14 protein-coding genes are annotated in these 19,256 nt (G+C 70.7%); 11 read left to right on the top strand and 3 right to left on the bottom strand.

What is annotated here, in order from left to right:
• Nucleotides 1-35 precede the first annotated feature (35 nt).
• Nucleotides 36-686: a cysteine hydrolase gene (locus ACF08N_RS34855; protein ID WP_392328750.1), complete on the top strand. Its 651-nt coding sequence runs from the start codon at nucleotides 36-38 to the stop codon at nucleotides 684-686.
• Nucleotides 687-801: 115 nt separating this feature from the next.
• On the opposite strand, the gene ACF08N_RS34850 is transcribed toward ACF08N_RS34855, so the two are convergent.
• On the bottom strand, nucleotides 802-1,263 hold the full coding sequence (locus tag ACF08N_RS34850) for a Rieske (2Fe-2S) protein (protein WP_392328749.1): 462 nt from the start codon (nucleotides 1,261-1,263) through the stop codon (nucleotides 802-804).
• Nucleotides 1,264-1,607: 344 nt separating this feature from the next.
• On the opposite strand from ACF08N_RS34850, the gene ACF08N_RS34845 reads away from it, so the two are divergent.
• Nucleotides 1,608-2,456 carry a mycofactocin-coupled SDR family oxidoreductase gene (locus ACF08N_RS34845; RefSeq protein WP_392328748.1) on the top strand — a complete coding sequence of 283 codons (849 nt, stop codon included), beginning with the start codon at nucleotides 1,608-1,610 and terminating at the stop codon, nucleotides 2,454-2,456.
• Between the two features lie 15 nt (nucleotides 2,457-2,471).
• Complete coding sequence (locus ACF08N_RS34840; RefSeq protein WP_392328747.1) at nucleotides 2,472-3,218, top strand: TylF/MycF/NovP-related O-methyltransferase; 747 nt, start codon at nucleotides 2,472-2,474, stop codon at nucleotides 3,216-3,218.
• A 79-nt stretch (nucleotides 3,219-3,297) separates the two neighbouring features.
• On the opposite strand, the gene ACF08N_RS34835 is transcribed toward ACF08N_RS34840, so the two are convergent.
• The gene (locus tag ACF08N_RS34835) at nucleotides 3,298-4,041 is read right to left on the bottom strand and encodes an ABC transporter permease (protein WP_392328781.1); all 744 of its coding nucleotides are present in this window, start codon (nucleotides 4,039-4,041) and stop codon (nucleotides 3,298-3,300) included.
• A gap of 40 nt (nucleotides 4,042-4,081) precedes the next feature.
• A complete protein-coding gene (locus tag ACF08N_RS34830; protein ID WP_392328746.1) occupies nucleotides 4,082-5,059 on the bottom strand; it encodes an ATP-binding cassette domain-containing protein in 978 nt (325 codons plus the stop codon).
• 189 nt (nucleotides 5,060-5,248) lie between these two features.
• Between ACF08N_RS34830 and ACF08N_RS34825 the strand changes: the two genes are divergently transcribed.
• The 8 genes from ACF08N_RS34825 to ACF08N_RS34790 form a co-directional block, all read left to right on the top strand.
• Nucleotides 5,249-5,560 carry a hypothetical protein gene (locus ACF08N_RS34825; RefSeq protein ID WP_392328745.1) on the top strand — a complete coding sequence of 104 codons (312 nt, stop codon included), beginning with the start codon at nucleotides 5,249-5,251 and terminating at the stop codon, nucleotides 5,558-5,560.
• A gap of 420 nt (nucleotides 5,561-5,980) precedes the next feature.
• Nucleotides 5,981-8,107, top strand: a complete 2,127-nt coding sequence (locus ACF08N_RS34820) for an MMPL family transporter (RefSeq protein ID WP_392328744.1) — start codon at nucleotides 5,981-5,983, stop codon at nucleotides 8,105-8,107.
• A 1,003-nt stretch (nucleotides 8,108-9,110) separates the two neighbouring features.
• Complete coding sequence (locus tag ACF08N_RS34815; RefSeq protein WP_392328743.1) at nucleotides 9,111-11,960, top strand: AAA family ATPase; 2,850 nt, start codon at nucleotides 9,111-9,113, stop codon at nucleotides 11,958-11,960.
• A 264-nt stretch (nucleotides 11,961-12,224) separates the two neighbouring features.
• Entirely contained in the window at nucleotides 12,225-13,460 is a 1,236-nt protein-coding gene (locus ACF08N_RS34810) for a cytochrome P450 (protein WP_392328742.1), read from the top strand.
• A 16-nt stretch (nucleotides 13,461-13,476) separates the two neighbouring features.
• Nucleotides 13,477-13,671 carry a ferredoxin gene (locus ACF08N_RS34805; protein ID WP_392328741.1) on the top strand — a complete coding sequence of 65 codons (195 nt, stop codon included), beginning with the start codon at nucleotides 13,477-13,479 and terminating at the stop codon, nucleotides 13,669-13,671.
• A 132-nt stretch (nucleotides 13,672-13,803) separates the two neighbouring features.
• Nucleotides 13,804-14,994 carry a DUF993 family protein gene (locus ACF08N_RS34800; RefSeq protein ID WP_392328740.1) on the top strand — a complete coding sequence of 397 codons (1,191 nt, stop codon included), beginning with the start codon at nucleotides 13,804-13,806 and terminating at the stop codon, nucleotides 14,992-14,994.
• Nucleotides 14,991-16,400 carry an FAD-dependent monooxygenase gene (locus ACF08N_RS34795; RefSeq protein ID WP_392328739.1) on the top strand — a complete coding sequence of 470 codons (1,410 nt, stop codon included), beginning with the start codon at nucleotides 14,991-14,993 and terminating at the stop codon, nucleotides 16,398-16,400. The genes ACF08N_RS34800 and ACF08N_RS34795 overlap by 4 nt, the downstream gene beginning before the upstream one ends.
• Before the next feature lie 23 nt (nucleotides 16,401-16,423).
• The coding region (locus ACF08N_RS34790) for an acyltransferase domain-containing protein (protein ID WP_392328738.1) at nucleotides 16,424-19,256 on the top strand (2,833 nt) is incomplete at its 3' end.

The raw sequence follows: 19,256 nt of genomic DNA, 5'->3' as shown, positions 1-19,256 counted from the left end.
CTCGCGCGCCCCGGGACAGCGAGGAGGGGCACACCATGGCGTCCAGGGAAGAGATCGCCGGACAACTGGATCCGGCGACCACCGTGCTGCTCACCGTCGAATGCCAGGAGGGCGTCGTCGGAAGCGGGAGCGCTCTGCCCGAACTGGCCGCACAGGCACGCTCGTCGGGCACGCTCCACAACATCGCCCGCCTGGTGGACGCGGCGCACGAGGCGGGTGTGCAGGTCATGCACGCCGTCGCGGAGCGGCGACCCGACGGGAGAGGGGCCAATCACAACGCCCGGCTGTTCCGGGCCGCCGCCCGGCTCCCCGTGCAGCAGCACACCGGCTCGGCCGCGGTCCGCGTCGCGTCGCCGATCGAGGTGGCGGCCGAGGACATCGTCGTCCGCAGGCTGCACGGTCTGTCCCCCGTGGCCGGCACCGAAGTGGACCCGCTGCTGCGCAATCTCGGCTGCCGCACGCTCGTCGTGACCGGCGTCTCGGCGAACATCGCCGTTCCGGCCGCCGTCTTCGACGCGGTGAACCTGGGCTACACCGTTGCCGTGGTCGCGGACGCCATCGCGGGAGTGCCCGCCGAGTACACCCCCGCGATGATCCGCAACACACTGTCCCTGGTGGCCACGATCGCCACGACCGACACCGTGCTGGGTTGCTGGAAGCGGCCGCGCCGGACCCAGCGCGCCTAGGGGCTGCCCGGCGGCCCCTGACCCCGCGCACACCCCGGCCCCGGCCCGGCCGCCTCCCACGCGTGATCCCCGAGACCGGTCCGGCGCCTGACCCCGTGCGCCGGAACCGGCCGTGTCACGCGAGTGTGATGGCGTCGCCTTCCACGGTGATCTCCGCCGGGGGCAGCGGCGAGGTCGCGGGACCCGCCTTGACGCTGCCGTCCGACGCGTCGAACGCGCTGTTGTGGCAGGGGCACGTGATGACCCCGTCCGCCACGTCCTTGACCGCGCAGCCCTGATGCGTGCATTTCGACGAGAACGCCTTGAACTCGCCCGCCCGCGGCTGCGTGATCACCACGTCGCCGACGACCTTGCCACCGCCCTCCGGGATCTCCGTGGTCCTCGCGACCACCGAGCCGCCGCCACCCGAGCCGCCCGTCGACCCGCCGCTCTGCCCGGCGGGCTTGTCGGACACCGACCCGGCCGACCCGCCCTGATCGCCGCAGGCGGTCAGGGCGACGGCGAGACCGGCGCCGCCCGCCGCGGCGACGACGGTACGGCGCGCCACGGTCCGTGCGGTCCCCTGCGATCCGGTCATGTTGGCTCCCTCTCCACGGCCGGCCCTCTGCCGGCCCGTTCGTGAAGGTGTACGGGAGAACCGCCGCCGATGTTCACCCCTTCCCCCGATTGCCGCGGGGCAATGCGCTGCGACGTCACAGCGCCCCGCAGCGTCACGCCCGGCCATGCGCCCGGCGGACAGGGCACGGTCGGGGAGGCGGTAGGGGGCGAAAGGGGTGCCTGGCCGGTTGCGTACCCGCTTACCTTCACCACCCGAGTGCGCCACCGTTCCCAGGACTTCGCGGTGATCGGCCGCTTCCGCCGGCACGGATTCCGGCGCCTCGGAAAACCACGTTCTCGAGCGAAGTGCAGCGAGGAGATTCCATGGGCCGGGCTGAGGGCAAGGTCGTCGTCATCACAGGAGCGGCGCGGGGGCAGGGGCGCAGTCATGCCGTTCGGCTCGCCGAAGAGGGCGCCGACATCATCGCCATCGACATCTGCGAGGACATCGACACCGCCGGCTACGCGATGGCGGGCAATGACGAACTCGACGAGACGGCCCGCCTGGTGAAGGAGGCCGGCCGTCGCGTGGTGGTGCGGCACGCGGACGTGCGCGACTACGCGGCGCTGCGCGCGGCCGTCGAGGAGGGCGCCGCCGAGCTGGGCGGCATCGACGTGGTCATCCCGAACGCGGGCATCCTCCCCATGGGGTCCGACCTTCCGGTCGGCGCGTTCACCGGCACCATCGACGTGAACCTGGTCGGTGTGTTCAACACCGTGCACGCGACTCTGCCGCACCTGCGGGAGGGCGCCTCGGTCATCGTCGTCGGCTCGATCGCGAGCTTCATGCCGCCCATGCCCTCGGACGTGGTGGCCGGCGCCGGATACACGGGATACCGGTTCGCCAAGCACGTACTCGTCGACTACGTGAAGGAACTCGCGCTGCAGCTCGCGCCGACGAAGGGCCGGGTCAACTCGATCCACCCGACGACGGTCGACACGGAGATGTCGTTCAACAAGGGCATGTTCCAGACCTACCGTCCGGACCTGGAGAACCCGACGAAGGAGGACATCGAGCCGATCCTGGCCTCCATCCACGCGATGCCGATCTCGTACGTGACGCAGGCCGATGTCACGCATGCGGTGGTCTACCTGGCCTCCGACGAATCCCGCTATGTCACCGGGACCCAGATCAAGATCGACGGCGGCGCTCTGGCTCTGCAGCGTCTCTAGGACCAGGAGGGCGACATGACCGAGGCCGATTCCACGCTCTATCTCGAACTGCTGAAGAAGGTGCTCACCAACCGGATTCAGATGGACAACCGCACGGAGTGGCTGGCCGAACCCGACAGCGGCTCCGCCGAGCCCGAGGCACAGCCGAACATGTTCTCCGCGCACACCATGGTCAGCCCGGAGGGGCTGGACACGGTGCAGTACTGCGTCGAACGCGCTCTGGCGGACAAGGTCCCGGGCGACCTCATCGAGACCGGTGTCTGGCGCGGTGGCATCTGCGTGCTCATGAGGGCCGTCCTCAAGGCGCACGGCGTCACGGACAGGCGTGTCTGGGTCGCCGATTCGTTCCAGGGCGTGCCCACGGCAGGGGAGGACAGCCACCCCCTCGACCAGGAGATGGGGCTGCACAACCTCAACACCGTGCTCAGCGTGTCCGCGGACGCCGTTCGGGCCGTCTTCGCGTCGTACGACCTGCTCGACGACCAGGTCGAGTTCCTGGAGGGATGGTTCAACGAGACGCTGCCCGGCGCGCCGCTCACGTCACTGGCGGTGCTGCGCCTGGACGGCGACCTGTACGAGTCCACGATGGACTCGCTGACGGAGCTCTACCCGAAGCTGTCACCGGGCGGGTTCGTCATCGTCGACGACTACAACCTGACCCCGTGCCGCACGGCGATCCACGAGTACCGCGATGCCCACGGCATCAAGGAAGAGATCAAGCCGGCCGACAGCGTGGGCGTCTACTGGCGCAAGGACTTCTGATCGGGGCCGTCGGCACGACGGCCTCGCAGAGCGAGCGGCGGCCCCCGCGGGAGCCGCCGCTCGCTCGCGCGCACGTCGGTCAGTCGGTTCGCCGCTGGAAGAAGACGGCGGCGAGCGTCACCGAGACCAGGAGGATGCCGGCGGACCAGGCGAGCCCGATCCAGGGGTTGTTGCCGACCGGCTGATCGAGGAGGAAGCCGCGCAGGCTCTCGATGATGGCCGTGGACGGCTGGTGCGTGGCCACACCCTGGAGCCAGCTCGGCAGCGTGTCGATCGGAACGAACGCACTGCTGACATAGGGCAGGAACATCATGATGAACGCGAAACTCGCGGCGGCATCCGTGGACTTGGTCAGCAGACCGACGACGGCCGACAGCCAGGACATGGCCAGGATGAACGCCACCAGGATCCCGCACGCCCCGAGCCACCCCAGCAGGTCCGCCTGCGGGCGGAAACCGATGAGAAGGGCGACCGCGATGACCACGACGGTGGAGGCGATGTTCTTGACGATGCTGGCCATCACATGACCGCCGAGCAGGGCGGCGCCGCTGACGTCCATGGACCGGAAGCGGTCGACGATGCCGGTGGTCATGTCGTTGGCGACGCCGACACCGGTCTGCGCGGCTCCCCACGCCGTGCACAGCAGAAGCACGCCGGGAGCGACGTAGGTGACGTAGTCGCCGCCGGTGCGGATCGCGCCGCCGAAGAGGTAGACGAACAGGACCATCATCATGATCGGCAGCATCAGCGACATGATCAGGGCGTCCATGTCACGGCTGGTCAGCCGGGTGCAGCGGCCGATCATGGTCAACAGGGCGGACACGGCACCCGTGCGCCGGGGCCTGGTGTCGAGGACGAGGCTCTCAGCCACCGACGGTCTCCTTCACTCGCTCCGCCTCCACGTCGGGGGCGGTACGGCCGGTCAGCGCGAGGAAGACATCGTCCAGCGTGGCGCTGTGCACGGTGAACTTGGTGACGCGGCTGCGGTCGAGGTCCACCTCGTCGAGCAGCGTGCGGATCTGGGCGGCCGATCCGTCCGTGGGCACTCCGATGGTGAGGAGGTCCCTGTCCTTCTCGACGACGCGGTGTCCGAGCAGGCTCAGCACGTCCTCGAAGGCCTGGTGATCGGCCAGTTCGAGGTCGAGGCGCTGGCCGGAGACCCGCTCCTTGAGCTCTTCGGGGGTGCCCTCGGCGACGACCCTGCCCTCGTCGAGCAGAGCGACCCGGTCGGCGAGGCGGTCGGCCTCCTCGAGGTACTGCGTGGTCAGGAACACGGTCAGGCCGCCTGCGGCCAGGTCCGCGATGACGCCCCACAGCGCCATCCGGCTCCGCGGGTCGAGGCCGGTGGTCGGCTCGTCGAGGAAGACGATCGACGGCGCGCCGACCAGGCTGGCCGCGAGGTCCAGCCGGCGGGCCATACCGCCGGAGTAGGTGCCGAGCCTGCGGCCGCCCGCGTCGGTCAGGTCGAACCGCTCCAGCAGATGCGCCGCCCGTTCCTTGGCCTCGCCACCGGAAAGGCCGGAAAGCCTGGCCATCATGTAGAGGTTCTCGGCGCCGGTCTGGTTCTTGTCGATCGCCGCCTGCTGACCGGTCAGCGTTATCCGCCGCCGTACTGCGCGGCGTTCCCGCACGACATCGAAGCCGGCGATTTTCGCCATGCCGCCGTCGAGGGAAGTGAGCGTCGACAGGATACGGACCGTGGTCGTCTTTCCCGATCCATTCGGTCCGAGGAGGGCGAACACGCTGCCTTTCCGGACATTGATGTCGACGCCCCGGAGCACCTCTGTCTTGCCGTAGGACTTCAGTAGTCCACTTGCTTCGATCGCCAAATCGTAGGTCATTTTCAGTCGCACTCCTGGCCGTCCACGGCCGATCGGGTGGGATCTGCGTGCTGCGTACGCTATAGAGTGTAGAGCGTACGCAGTCGGCCCGTCCAGTCGTCAACTCGACGGCGATCCCACCCCCTTGGGGTGTCCCGTGGGGCGTGACCCGTCCCGCTGGCCCGAGCCTTCGTCAACACGCTGTTCCACGTGACCGTTTCGAACGCCGCTACTACTGCTTGGGGGAGTCGCATGGTCCTGCGCTGGGGGTGTGGGGTCGGCGTGACGGTGGCGCCGGACGGCTGGCTGGTCCTGTGCTGCGAGGCAACGGGCGAGGTGTACCGGTATCCGCCGCCGTTCACCGTGGCCTGGATCTCGTTGCGGCGCCATCGTGGCAACGCGCGCCTGGCGGCCGACGAGATCGCGGTGAGCTGGCACGCCGACCGGGCCGAGATTCTCGAGTTCATCGACCGGTGGCTGGACGAACTGCTCACGGCGGGGCTGGTCCGACAGGGCTGTTGACCTTGCCACTTGGGCCCGCGTCGGACCTGCGCGCGCCGCGCATCCCTGTTCGGCACCCCTGCATGACACCCCTGTCAGGCCACCCCTGTGCCGCCCGTGCGGACGGGCGTGAGGTTTAGGGGTCGCCGATGGGCTCACACGGGGCCCGGTTGCGGGTAGTCAAGGCGGTGTGCGCCGGCTCGCGCCGGTGCGGAACGCCGCGCTCCTCCATGCCGCCTTCGAGGGTTGACTGCTCTTCTGCGTACTGCGTATCTTGTACGCGTGCGCCATACGCAGAAGTGGGCTCGAGGGGGCATGGCGCAGGTGGAGTCGGGGGACGGTCCCGGCAGTAATGTGGATCATTCCGCTCGCGAGTGGGTTGCCCTGGGGTGCCTGTGCCCCGACAACCGCCAGTCGTCGGGCACGGAGAGGTAGGTCATTGTGCGTGATTCGACGGGCCTTCTGGCAAAGGCCCCCAGCGGGCGCCGTTCCAAGTGGTTTCTCCTGTTGGGCTGGGTGTTCCTTGCGGCACTCCTCACGCCGTTGTTCGGCGGTCTCGAGGATTACGAGGACAGGAGTCCCTCGGGCTCTCTCCCGCGGGGTGCCGAATCCACCGCCGTCATGGCCGAGATGGACAAATACCGTTCGGCGCTGGACCAGGTTCCTGCTGTCGTCGTCTACACGCGCGAGAGCGGAATCCAGGAAGCGGACCGCAAGAAGGCGGAGGCCGACCGGACCGCGTTCGCCGAGTTCGCCGGCGGCGAGGACATCGCGTCGGCGATCCCGTCACAGGACGGGAAAGCCCTGATGACGGTCGTCCCGCTGACACGGGACAAGGTCGAGATCGACTTCGCCATCAAGGACATGCGCGCGACCGCTCAGAAGGGGGCTCCGGCCGGGCTCGGCATCGCGGTCGGCGGTCCCGGAGGTCTGCTGAACGACTACACCCAGGCCTTCGAAAACCTTGACGTGAACCTGATGATCGCCACGAGCTCGATCGTCATCGTCCTGCTCCTGCTGATCTATCGCAGCCCGTTCCTGTGGCTCCTGCCGCTGCTCTCGGTCGGTTTCGCGAGCGTCCTCACGCAGGGCGTGGTCTACCTGCTCGCCAAGCACGCCGGCCTTCCGGTGAACCCGGCCAGCTCCAGCCTGCTGATGATCCTCCTGTTCGGCGTCGGCACCGACTACGCCCTGCTGCTGATCGCGCGCTACCGCGAGGAGCTGCGCCGGCACGAGGACCGGCACGTCGCGATGGGGATCGCGCTGCGCCGCTCGGGCCCGGCGATCCTGGCGTCCGCGGCGACCGTCGTGGTCGGCCTCGCGTGTCTCGCCCTGGCGGACATGCAGAGTTCGCGCAGCCTCGGCCTGGTCGGTGCCACCGGTGTCCTGTGCGCCTACATCGCCATGGTGACGATCCTGCCCGCGCTGCTCGTCATCGCCGGACGCTGGGTCTTCTGGCCGTTCGTACCGAGGGCCGGGCAGGAGAGCCGGACCACGACGGGCGTCTGGGCGCGGATCGGCGACATCGTCGGGCGCCGTCCCCGCGCTGTCTGGCTGGGCTGCCTCGTCGTCATCGGTGCCCTCGCCTTCAGCGCCCAGGGCATGAACCTGGGCCTGGGGCAGTCCGACGTGTTCCAGACGAAGCCGGAGTCGGTGTCCAGCCAGGAGAAACTCGCCCGCCACTACCCGTCCGGAGCATCCGACCCGGCCGTCGTCATCGCGGACGCCGAAGCCGCCGCACCCGTCAAGGCGGCACTGGCGAAGGTCGACCGGGCGCAGGTGGGCCAGGACTCGCCCAGTCCGGACGGGCGCCGCGTCATGATCGACGTCGTCCTCGAGGACTCTCCCGAGAGCGACGCGGCCAAGGACACGATCGAGGACCTCCGGACGGCCGTGCACGCCGTACCCGAGGCGCACGCGATCGTCGGCGGCAGCACGGCCGAGACGCTGGACATCGACCGGGCGCAGAGCCGCGACGTCAAGGTCGTCATCCCCGTGGTGCTCGCGGTGATCCTGCTCTTCCTCCTCCTTCTGCTCCGGGCGGTGATCGCTCCGCTCATCCTGCTGTCGACCGTCGTCGTGTCCTACTTCGCCGCCCTCGGCGCCTCCAGCCTGCTGTTCGAGCACGTCTTCGGGCACGCCGGCGTCGCCTGGCAGCTTCCGCTGGTCAGCTTCGTCTTCCTCGCGGCGCTGGGCGTCGACTACAACATCTTCCTCATGACCCGCGTACGGGAGGAGGCGGCGCTGCTCGGCCACGCCGAAGGTGTTCGCCGGGGACTGTCGGTCACGGGCAGCGTGATCACGTCGGCCGCCATCGTCCTGGCCGCCACGTTCGCGGTGTTCGTCTCGATGCCGGTCGTCGACATGGTGCAGCTCGGCGTCGTCGTCGCGGTCGGTGTGCTGCTGGACGCCTTCCTGGTCCGCACGCTGCTCGTGCCCGCGCTCTCCTTCGACATCGGCCGGGCGAGCTGGTGGCCGGGCGCGCTGTACCGGCGACTCGGCCGCCAACGCGCGCCGGAGGCAGCCCCGTCGGAAGCGGCGCCGACGGATGTGTCGGTGGGCCGCTGACCTTCCACCGGGGCGCGGCCGGCCGCGCCCTTCGTTCCTCGGCGGCCATCGGGCGCGGGCTCCCCGCGCCCGATGGCGTTTGGCCGATGCCGCCCATGGCGGTGACTTGTCAGTGGTATACGGATAGGGGTTGGTATAGGGGTTGGGCCTGTGCCAGGCGCGGATATAGCGTCAGGGGTAGTGGGGACTCCTGATTTGCCTTTGTGGTCGGGAGGGCTGGCGTGGGGGGTGCTGGGTGTGCTCGTGCTGGTTTGCTGCTGGTTCCTGGGCGGTCCGTGCTCTGTCGGAGGCGGGTCCGGGCCACTGCCCGGGTGAGCAGGGGGGTCGTCAGCGATGCCCCTCAACCTCTGCCGACGACAGTGCCGGTGAGGGCGCGTTAGGGGCACCGGTCCGCGAACTCGGGCCGGTTCATTGGGCGTTGTCCGCCGTGGCGTACAGCGGAGACGGAATCGATCACCGTGCCCGGTCCCGACCATGCCCCTTCACGCGCCGGTTCCGGCCTGCGAGGCCGGTCCGCTTCCGTGGTGCGGTCGCCGCCGTGTCTTCCGTATGTTCGATACTCAACACGCCGCGTACACCTTCGGATACGACAATGAAGGGGTCGAACACGCGGGGGGCCGTGGTGGGGACAGGTCGCCGCCATGAGCGGCACAGGGGCTTCGACGGGATGCCGCATGCCGGCACCCTGCCCGCCGGCGGAGACGCCGTGGCAGGGTGCCGGTTATGTCGGATATCGTTTCGGCGAGCACACCCTCGTCGAGGCGGACCATGAACCGATCACGTCGAGGAATCAGGCGATGCGCGTCACTCACGCCGACGGAGGACGTCTCGCACGCCGGGATCCACGGTGCCTCGGACGAGCCGTGCCACGTCACGTCCGAGCGCCGATCGGCAGGGGCACAGGAGCCCTCTCGAAGCACCGCCTGTGAGCGGTTGTTCATGATGTTTTCCATCGGAAAAAGTCGGGTGCACGGCGCATAGATCATCGGGGGATTTGGCGTTTATGGCGAGAATGGGCTACAGCGTCGCACTGTCTCGGTTGAGGGAACTTCTGTCGGAAAGCGCAAAGGGTCATGGCAGGCTTGTTCTCGTAGAAGGCGGTCTGGCCAGCGGAAAGACATATTTGCTGCATGAATTCTCGCGCCAGGCGGCGGAATCCGGCGCCTTGGTGCTCAGTGCCACCGGATCCAGGATCGAACAGACACTGCACATGGGCGTCTTCGACCAGTTGTTCCGCAGCGCAGGCCCGGCGCCCGCCCTGCCGGCGCGCGTCGCCCAACTCGTAGGAGCAACGGACGAGTCGAACGGCGTACCAGGAGAAGACCGGTCGGCCGCGCAGCACGCGCTGGACGCCGAGGTCCGCGAACTGTGCGCAGCGGTACTGGATCTGTGCGCGGACCGGCAGGTCGTCCTCGCCATCGACGACGTCCAGTTCGCCGACGCGGCGTCGCTTCAACTCCTGCTCTCCCTTCAGCGCAGGATGAGCTGTTCCCGCCTGATGGTGATCCTGAACAAATGGCACCGCGGGAGGCCGACGCTCCCGGAATTCCTCGCGGAGCTCACGCGCCACCCGTACAGCCAGATCCGGCTGTCCCCGCTGTCCGAGCAGGACATCGCCGACCTCCTCGTCAAGGAATCCGGATCGCCGGACGCCGAGGATCTCGCGGAGGGATACCACGAGCTCACCGGCGGAAATCCCATGCTGTTGCACGCGGCACTCGAAGACGCTGTGAGCAGCATGCCGACCGGCCCGGGAGAAAGACCGGACGGCCCCGTGGTCGGCGTCACCTACGCCCACGCGGTGCTGACCGGCCTGTACCGCTGGGACGCCGAACTGCTGGCCGTGGCACGCGCCGCGGCGCTGCTGGGCGAGCGCTCGACCACGGCACTGATCGCGCAGTTGCTCGGCGCCAGACACGAGGAGACCGAGGAACTCGTCACCATCCTCGCCGACGCCGGAATGCTGCGGGGCGAACGGATCCGGCACCCGCGCGGCGAGGCCGTCATCCTGGAGAGCGTGCCGCGCCGCGAACGGTCGAGCCTGCAGACCCAGGTGGCGAAGCTGCTGCACCAGCGGGGCGCGCCCCCGATCGAGGTCGCCCGGCATCTGCTGGCCACCGACGAGGCGCCCGAGCGCTGGGCCGTGGCCGTACTGCGCGACGCCGCCGATCACGCACTGGCCTCGGGCGAGGCGGACACCGCGGTGCGCTGCCTGGAGCTGGCCGTCGGGGCATGCGCCGACAAGGTCGAGCGCAACTCCGCCCTGTACGCCTTGATCCGCGCCCTGTGGCGGGAGAACCCGGCGGCCGCGACCGCCTACCTGTCCCGCCTCCGCGACGCCGTCGAAGCGGGCGAACTCCCGGTGGCCGCGGCGGTCGCGATCGTGCGGTACTCGCTCTGGCACGGCGAAGTGCAGGCGGCCACCAAGGCCGCCGCCGCGCTCACCGGCACGCCCGGCCTCCTCGACCAGCGCGGCGCCGCCGAACTGTCAGCGGCCTTCCACTGGCACTTCGGCTCCGACCGCCGACTCAACCGGGCGGGCACCAGGAGCGCGGGCACTCCGCTGCGCAAGGACACCTGGGCCGACGCGGTCAACCGGATGACCACGCTCTGGGTCCGCGGCGGCAGCGACGCGGCCACCGCGTCCGCGGAGCACATACTGCGCAGCTGCCATGTCGGTGAGACCGCGCTGGAGGTCGTGGCCGACGCCGTCCTCGCCCTGCTCAGCGGCAACAAGCCGGAGCTGGCGCGTTCGTGGTGCGAGCGGTTGATCCAGGAGGCCGACCGGTTCGCCGAGATCACCTGGCAGGCCGTACTCGGCGGCATCAGTGCGGGCATCGCGCTGCGGCTCGGCGACCTCTCCACCTCCGTGCACCAGGCGGAGCGTGCGCTTGCGCTGCTGCCGGTCAAGGCGTGGGGCGTCCTGATCGGCCAGCCACGAGCCACCCTGGTGGCCGCGCGAACCTGCCTGGGGGAATTCGAGGCCGCCGCGGAGATCCTCCGGCAGCCGGTGCCGGACGCCATGTTCGACACCTTCGTGGGGCTGCAGTACCTCGAGGCCCGGGGCTCCTTCTTCCTGACCACCAACCGTGCGCTTGCCGCGGGCGGCGACTTCCAGCTGTGCGGCAGGCTGATGCGCGAGTGGGAGGTCGACCTGCCGGCGCTCAACCCGTGGCGCACCAACCTGGCCCAGGTCAACCTGGAACTGGGCCACACCACGGAGGCCCGCGAGCTGATCAAGCAGCAGCTCGACCGGGCCAGGAGCGCCGACGTGCGCGTCCAGGGCATCTCCCTGCGCGTGCTCGCCGCCGCCAGCGAACTCTCCCAGCGCCCGGCCCTGTTGCGCCAGAGCGTCGAGTGCCTGACGGCGGCGCAGGACCGGCTGGAGCTGGCCAGGACACTCAGCGACTTCAGCGTGGTGCACCAGCAGCTCGGCGAGTTCGACCGCGCACGCCTGCTGGCCCGCCGCGCCGCCCAGGTCACCCGGGCCTGCCTCGTCCCCGAGCCCGTCGTCGCCGAGGAGGTGCCCGGCGTCGAGCACCGGACCGCCGCACAGGCCGGCTGGGTCCAGGACGGCCAGCAGACGCGTCAGGTGCTCAGCGAGGCGGAACGCCGCGTGGCCGAGCTGGCAGCACTCGGCCACACCAACCGCGAGATAAGCCAGATGCTCTACATCACCGTGAGCACCGTCGAACAGCACCTCACACGGGTCTACCGCAAGCTCGGCATCACGCGGCGGACCGATCTGCTGGCGGTGTACGAACTGCGCGGGCACAACGGCGAGAGCCAGCCGCACGGCCTCGTCGACACGGGGGACCTGCTGCCCGTCGCTCCCGGCGGCATCGCCGGCTGATCCTCGACCCATCCCGCCCGCCCACTGTGAACACCGGTCCGCGGCGCCGAGCCGGTCGCGGACCCGTCATGCCCGGTGCAACGAGGTCTTCCGGCACCTGGTTACGCCGTCCGGGCGGCCCGCCCCCCGCTGTAGGGGCGACCCCGACCGGCCGCCACGGGCGGGTTAGGGGTCGCCGACCGCCCTTAGGGGTGCTTCCCGGCTGACCCCGCGCCCCGGCACGCGTTTGTATCGAGCCACTGTCGAAGAGAGGACGCCTTGGCGATGACCGAGAACACCGAGAACGGCAGCACCAACGGATCGCTCCCGGTGTTTCCGCTCGACCGAAGGAAATGCCCGCTCTCGATTCCCCAGGAATACGAGTCGATGCGCACCGAGAACCCGGTGGCGAAGGTCACCAACCGCATGACCGGAAAGCCCGCTTGGGCGCTCACCCGGTACGCGGACGTGCGCCGCGTCCTGGGCGACCCCTCGATGAGCTCGAACGCGCGGAACCCCGGATATCCGCACCAGTTCCAGGTGCCGGAGGAGATGCTGCCCTACATCGCCTTCCCCTTCGCCGCGATGGATCCGCCGGAGCACACCGTGCGCCGCCGGATGGTGATCCCCGAGTTCACCGCCAAGCGGATCGCCGAACTGAAGCCGCGCACCGAGGCGATCGTCGACGCGCGGATCGACGCGATGCTCGCCAAGGGCGGGCCGCTGGACCTGGTGGCGGAGCTCGCCGTGCCCGTGCCGTCCCTCCAGTTCTGCGAACTGCTGGGCGCCGACCCGGAGCACATCGGCTACTTCCGCCGCTACGCCGAGACCACGACCGGCCGCGACTCGAGCATGGAGGCCGTCGCCGGCGCGATAGCGCAGATGGACGAGTTCCTCGACGAGCTGATCACCGAGAAGACCCGCAACCCCGGCGAGGACCTGCTCAGCCGGATCGCGGCACAACTGCCCGACGAGCCCACGCTCGAACACGACGACCTGGTGGCCATCGCCCGGCTCCTGGTGATCGCCGGTTCGGACACCACCGCCAACATCATCTCGCTGGGCACCGTCGTCCTCCTCGAACACCCGGAGCAGCTGGACGAGATCCGGCGCGACCCCTCGCTGCTGCCGGGCGCCGTCGAGGAACTGCTGCGCTTCCTCAGCATCCTGGACTCGGCGACCGTGCGGGTGGCCACCAAGGACATCGAACTGGCCAGCGGGGAGACCGTCCGCGAGGGCGAGGGAGTACTGGCGCTCAACGGCGCGGCCAACTGGGACCCCGAGCAGTACCCGCAGCCGCACCGGTTCGACATCCACCGCGACGTCGAGGGCCACATGGCCTTCAGCTACGGCGGCCACATGTGCCCCGGCGCGAACCTCGCACGCATGCAGCTGGAAGTGGTGTTCCGCAAGCTGTTCACCCGCATACCCGAGCTGCGCCTCGCGGCCCCCGCCGACTCGCTTCCCTACATGTTCGACGCGCACGCATACGGGCTTCACGAGCTGCCCGTCACCTGGTGAGGCAAGGGCGGGGACGATGCGCATCTCGGTCGACCGCGACACCTGCGTCGGATCCGGCTCCTGCGTCTTCATCGCACCGGAAGTGTTCGACCAGCACGCCGACGGCCGGGTGCTGCTCCTCGTCGGCGAACCGGACGAGCGGGCGCGCGCCGCGGCGCTGAGCGCGATCGCGAACTGCCCGGTCGGCGCGATCACCGCCGACCGCGTATGACCCCACCGAGTCCGTCAGCGGCCCGGGTGCCGGGGCGGTCCGGCCGTACGGCAACCGTCGACGACCGGCCCGCACGGGCGAGTTTCGACCGATCAGTACGACCTTTCCAGGAACCAGGGTGCGGAGGAGACGATGATCAGGCTTCCCGAGGCGGACGGCACACTGACCGCCTACGAACCGGTGCGCACCTCCGCGGTGCGCCCGGCCGATTCCGCCGCGTTCCGCAGCCGGTCGGTGCTGGCCACGGCACACGTCCTCGCCGACCCGCTGGCGGACAACGAGCCGCTCGGCCCGGTGGGCCCGACCCCGCCGCCGCAGTCGCTGGACTGGGACGCGACGCTCGCGTTCCGCCGGCACCTGTGGTCGTACGGGTTCACGCTGTGCGAAGGCATGGACACCGCGCACCGCGGCATGGGCGTGGACTGGCCGATGGCCGCCGAGCTGATCCGCCGCTGCGGCGCCGAGGCGAAGGCGGTGGGCGGCCGGATGGCGGCCGCGGTCCTCACCGACCAGATCGAGCCGTTCGAGCCGTGCACCCTCAAGGAGGTGCAGGCCGCCTACGAGACACAGATGGAGGTCGTGGAGGAGGCGGGCGCCCAGGCGGTGATCATGTGCAGCCCGCACCTCACTGTGGCGGCCCGCGGCGTCGACGACTTCGCCGAGGTGTACGGCAACCTGATCCGGCAGGCCCGCACGCCCGTGATCCTGCACTGGATCACCTCCGAGTGGGACCCGCGCAACACCGAGTACTGGGGCCACGAGGAGCCCGAGCCGGCCTACGACGCACTCCTGGACATCGTCAGGGCCCACCCAGGCAAGGTCGACGGCGTCAAGATCGGACCCGCGGACCTCGACCGGCAGATCGCCTGGCGCGGCAAGCTGCCCGAGGGCGTGAAGTTCTACACCAGCGACACCACCGACTACGCGCGGATGTTCGTCGGCGACGAGCAGGGCCACAGCCACGCCCTCACCCCCGTCGTCGACCCGGTGATCCCCCTCGCCGCACAGGCATTCCGCGCACTGGACGCCGGGGACAGCGCCACGGCGCGTGAACTGCTGGACGCCACCCTGCCGTTGAGCAGGCACCTGTTCAGCGGAGAAGGCCGCAGCATCTACTTCTTCCGGACCGGCGTGACCTTCCTGGCCTGGCTGTCCGGTCACGCCGACCACTTCCGGATGGTCTGGGGCGAGCAGTCCGCGCGCTCTGTGCCGCACCTGGCCACCGCCTACCGCCTGGCCGACACGCTCGGCGCGTTCCCGGACCCGGACCTGGCCGAGCAGCGGATGAAGCTGTTCCTCGCCGTCTCGGGGGTCGAGCAGTGAGCACGGCACTCGTCCTCGGCGGCGGTCTGGCGGGCATGCTGGCCGCCGCGGCACTCGCCGGCACGGTGGACAGCGTCACCGTGCTGGAGCGCGACACGTTCCCGCACACCGCCGCACCGCGCCGCGGCCTGCCGCAGGGCCACCACAGTCACATCCTCATGCGCGGCGGCGTCGAGGCGATCGACGAACTGCTGCCCGGCACCGTCGAGCTGCTCTACGCCGCCGGTGCCAAGAAGCGCGGACTGCCCTCCGGCGCGCTGGCCCGCGGACCGGAAGGCTGGATGGAGCGGCTCGACACCGACGCCTACCTGCTGCTGTGCAGCCGCGACCTGCTCGACCACATCGTCCGCCGACAGGTGCTCCGCGACAGCAGGATCACCGTGCGCGAATCCACCAAGGTGCTGCGGCCGACCGGCAGCGCGTCCCGGGTGACCGGGGTGCTCGTGGAGACCGACGACGGGCAGGAACAGCTGTCCGCCGACCTGGTCGTCGACGCCACCGGCCGCGGTTCCACCGCGCCCGCATGGCTGGCCGCCCTCGGGCTGCCGCACGTCCGCGAGGACGTGGTCGACGCGGGGATCACCTATGTGAGCCGCTGGTTCGAGGCACCGGCCAAGGCGGGCGACGACTTCCCCGGCGTGATGATCCAGCTGACGCCCGGAACCGGGAAGCCCGGACAGGGAGCCGGACTGCTGCCCATGGAGGACGGGCGGTGGATCCTCAGCCTGTTCGGCAGCCGCGGCGGCGAACCGCCGCACGACGAGGAGGGCTTCGCGCGGTTCGCCCGCGAACGGCATCATCCGATCATCGCCGACCTGATCGCCCTGGCCACCCCGGCCGGCCCCATCCGGACCTACCGCAACATCCCCGACCGCAGGCGGCGGTTCGAGAAGCTGCCCGTGCCGGAGGGCTTCGTGGTCATCGGCGACGCCGCGTCGGCGCTGAACCCCGTGCACGGGACCGGCATGTCCGTCGCCGCCCAGTGCGCCCGGCTGCTGCGCGACGAACTGGGCGACGGAGGTGTGCGCCCGGGGCTGGCGCGCCGGGTCCAGGCCGGCATCGCGAAGATCAACGGCGGTGCGTGGCGGCTGGCGACCGGCACCGACCAGGGGCTGCCCGACGTCCGCGCGAACGTCCCGCTGCGCGGCGGTGCCTTCGCCGACAAGATGGCGGCCCGGGTCGCCCGGACCGGCTGCCGCGACCGCGACGTGATCAACGCGGTGTTCGGAGTGGCGTCACTGGTCAAGCCGATGACCGCGATGATGTCGCCCTCGTTCCTGATGGCGGTCATGCGCGGGCCGCGCAAGCCCGCGCTCACCGCGGAGCAGGCGATCGCCCAGTTCCCGGAGTTCGCCGACCTGCTCGCGTACGGCGAGCCGGACCGGTCGAGCCGCGGCACGGCATGAACGGGCAGGGGGGAGGAACGCCTGTGAACCCGGCAGTGGTCCCGTGGGTGGTGTCGGGCCGAGGAGAGGACGCCCTGCGCGGCCAGGCGGAGCGCCTGACGTCCCACGCGGAGCAGGGATCCGATGCGGGCGGGGCCATGGACATCGGCCATTCCCTGCTGACCACGCGCGCCCTGCTCGGGCACCGGGCCGTGGTGCTCGGCGCGGACACGCCCGAGCTGGTGGCGGGTCTGCGCCTGCTGGCGACCGGGGAGCTCCCCACGAGCGGCGCGGCCGCGGTCGTGTCGGGCTCGGTGCTGCCGGATCCGCGGGTCGCGTTCGTCTTCCCGGGCCAGGGCTCGCAGTGGCGCGGCATGGCCGGCGAACTCCTGGACACCGCACCGGCTTTCGCCGACCGGCTGGGTGAGTGCGCCGCCGCACTGGAGCCGTTCGTGGACTGGCAGCCGCTGGACGTGCTGCGGGACACCGAATCCCCGTTGTGGGACCGGGTGGATGTGGTGCAGCCGTTGCTGTGGGCGGTCATGGTCTCGCTGGCCGGACTGTGGCAGTCGTACGGAGTGCGACCGGCCGCTGTGGTGGGTCACTCGCAGGGGGAGATCGCCGCCGCGTGCGTCGCGGGCGCGCTGACCCTCTCCGACGGCGCCAGGGTCGTGGCCCTCCGCAGCCAGGTGATCAGGGCACGCCTGGCCGGACTCGGCGGCATGCTGTCCGTACCGCTGTCGCAGGCCGACGCCGAACCCAGGCTGGAACCGTGGGCGGGCCGGCTGCAGCTGGCCGCGGTGAACAGCCCCTCCTCCGTCGTGGTGTGCGGTGAGATCACCGCGCTCGACGAACTGTTCGCCGGTCTCACCGCCGAAGGGATCCAGGTCCGCCGCATCGCCGTGGACTACGCCTCGCACTCGCACTACGTCGAGGCGCTCAGGGACGACCTGCTGGAGGTGCTGGCGCCCGTACGGCCGAAGTCCGCGGAGACCGCCTTCTACTCGACGGTCACCGGAAAGCCGCTCGACACCGCCGAACTGACCGCGGACTACTGGTACCGCAACCTGCGCGGCACCGTCCGGTTCGCCGAGGCCACCGGAGCACTGCTGGCCGACGGCTTCCGGGTCTTCGTCGAGTCGAGCGCCCACCCCGTGCTGACCAGCGGCGTGCAGGACAGCTGTGAAGCCGCCGGGGTGGAGGCGGTCTCGCTCGGCTCCCTGCGCCGGGACGAAGGCGGCCTCCCCCGGTTCGCCCGGTCGCTCGCGCAGGCGCACGTCCGCGGTGTGCCGGTCGACTGGACCCCCTTCCTGCCCGACGCCCGGACCGTCGACCTGCCGACCTACGCCTTCCAGCGCAAGAGGTACTGGAAGGACCCGACCGGCGCGGCCACCGGCCGCTCCGTCGCGGGCCAGCGCGCCGTGGAGCACCCCCTCCTGGCGGCCGCCGTGGAACCCGCCCACACCGACGGCACACTGTTCACCGGCCGCCTGTCCCGGCAGACCCAGCCCTGGCTCGCCGACCACGAGGTCTTCGGCACGACGGTCGTGCCCGGGGCGGCGCTGGCCGAACTGGCGCTGTGCGCCGGCGAGCAGACGGACTGCCCGGTCCTCGCTGAGATGACCTTGCGCACGCCGCTGGTACTGCCCGAGCACGGCGGTATGGCCGTCCAGGTCGCGGTCGGCGCGGCCGACGCGTCCGGCGCCCGGCCGTTCACGGTGCACTCCGGTGCCGCCGAGGACGCGGGGCCGTGGACGCTGCACGCCGAAGGCATGCTCACCGACACACCCGAGACCCCACCCCCCTTCGACTTCACCCACTGGCCGCCGCCCGGTGCCGAGGCCGTGGACGCCACCGAGGCTTATTCGGCCCTGCCCGCCGAGCGGTACGGCTACGGCCCGGCCTTCCAGGGCGTCACCGCGATGTGGCGGCGGGGCAGTGAGCTCTTCGCCGACGTGGAGCTGCCCGAGGGCGTCCGAGCGGAAGCAGAACGCTACTTCCTGCATCCCGCGCTGCTGGACGCCTGCCTGCACCCCGCCGTCCTCGCCGCCCCGGACGGACCGGTGAAGCTGCCGCTCGAATGGACCGGCCTGCGCCTGCACGCCGTGGGTGCGGGCGCGTTGCGCGTCCGGATCGCCGAAGGCCCGGGCGGTGACCGGCTGGACGCCGCCGACCCGCTGGGCAGGCCCGTGCTGTCGCTGACCGCGCTGTCCGCGCTGCCGGTCACACCGGAGCAACTCGTGTCCGCCCAGGACCGCACCGGTGTCGAGCCCCTCCGCCTGGAGTGGACCGAACTCGCCGTAGAAGACGGCGACTTCGCCGCCCTCACCGACCTCGACACGGTCCGTGCCCGCCTCGACGAGGCCGCCGAGGTGCCCCAGGCCGTGCTCTGGCCCGTCGACCGTCCCGACCGGGACCTGCCCGCCGCAGCACACGACACGGTCCACCGCGCGCTGGCCGTGGCACAGGACTGGCTGGCCGACGAGCGCTTCTCCGCCTCGAAACTGGTGGTCCTGACCCGCCGGGCGGTGTCCGTCCCAGGCGACGAGCACCCCGCGGATCTGGCTCTCGCACCGGTGTGGGGCCTGTTCCGCGCGGCCATCGCGGAGAACCCGGACCGGTTCGTACTGGTCGACACCGACGACCATGCGGAATCGGCCCGCGCGCTGCCGGTCGCCCTCGCCTGCGGCGAGTCGGAGCTCGCCCTGCGGGCCGGTGCCGTACGGGTGCCCCGGCTGGTCCGCGCACCGCTGCCCGCCGCGGACACGCCGGCACTGAACACCGCCGGTACGGTGCTGGTCACCGGTGGTACGGGTGGGTTGGGTGCGGTGGTGGCGCGGCATCTGGTCGTGGTGCACGGGGTGCGTCGGCTGGTGT

The organism is Streptomyces sp. NPDC015127 (genome assembly GCF_043080095.1).
Taxonomy (GTDB): Bacteria; Actinomycetota; Actinomycetes; order Streptomycetales; family Streptomycetaceae; genus Streptomyces.
The sequence above is the reverse complement of the archived record's forward strand: the minus strand, read 5'-3'. Positions and strand labels throughout refer to the sequence as shown.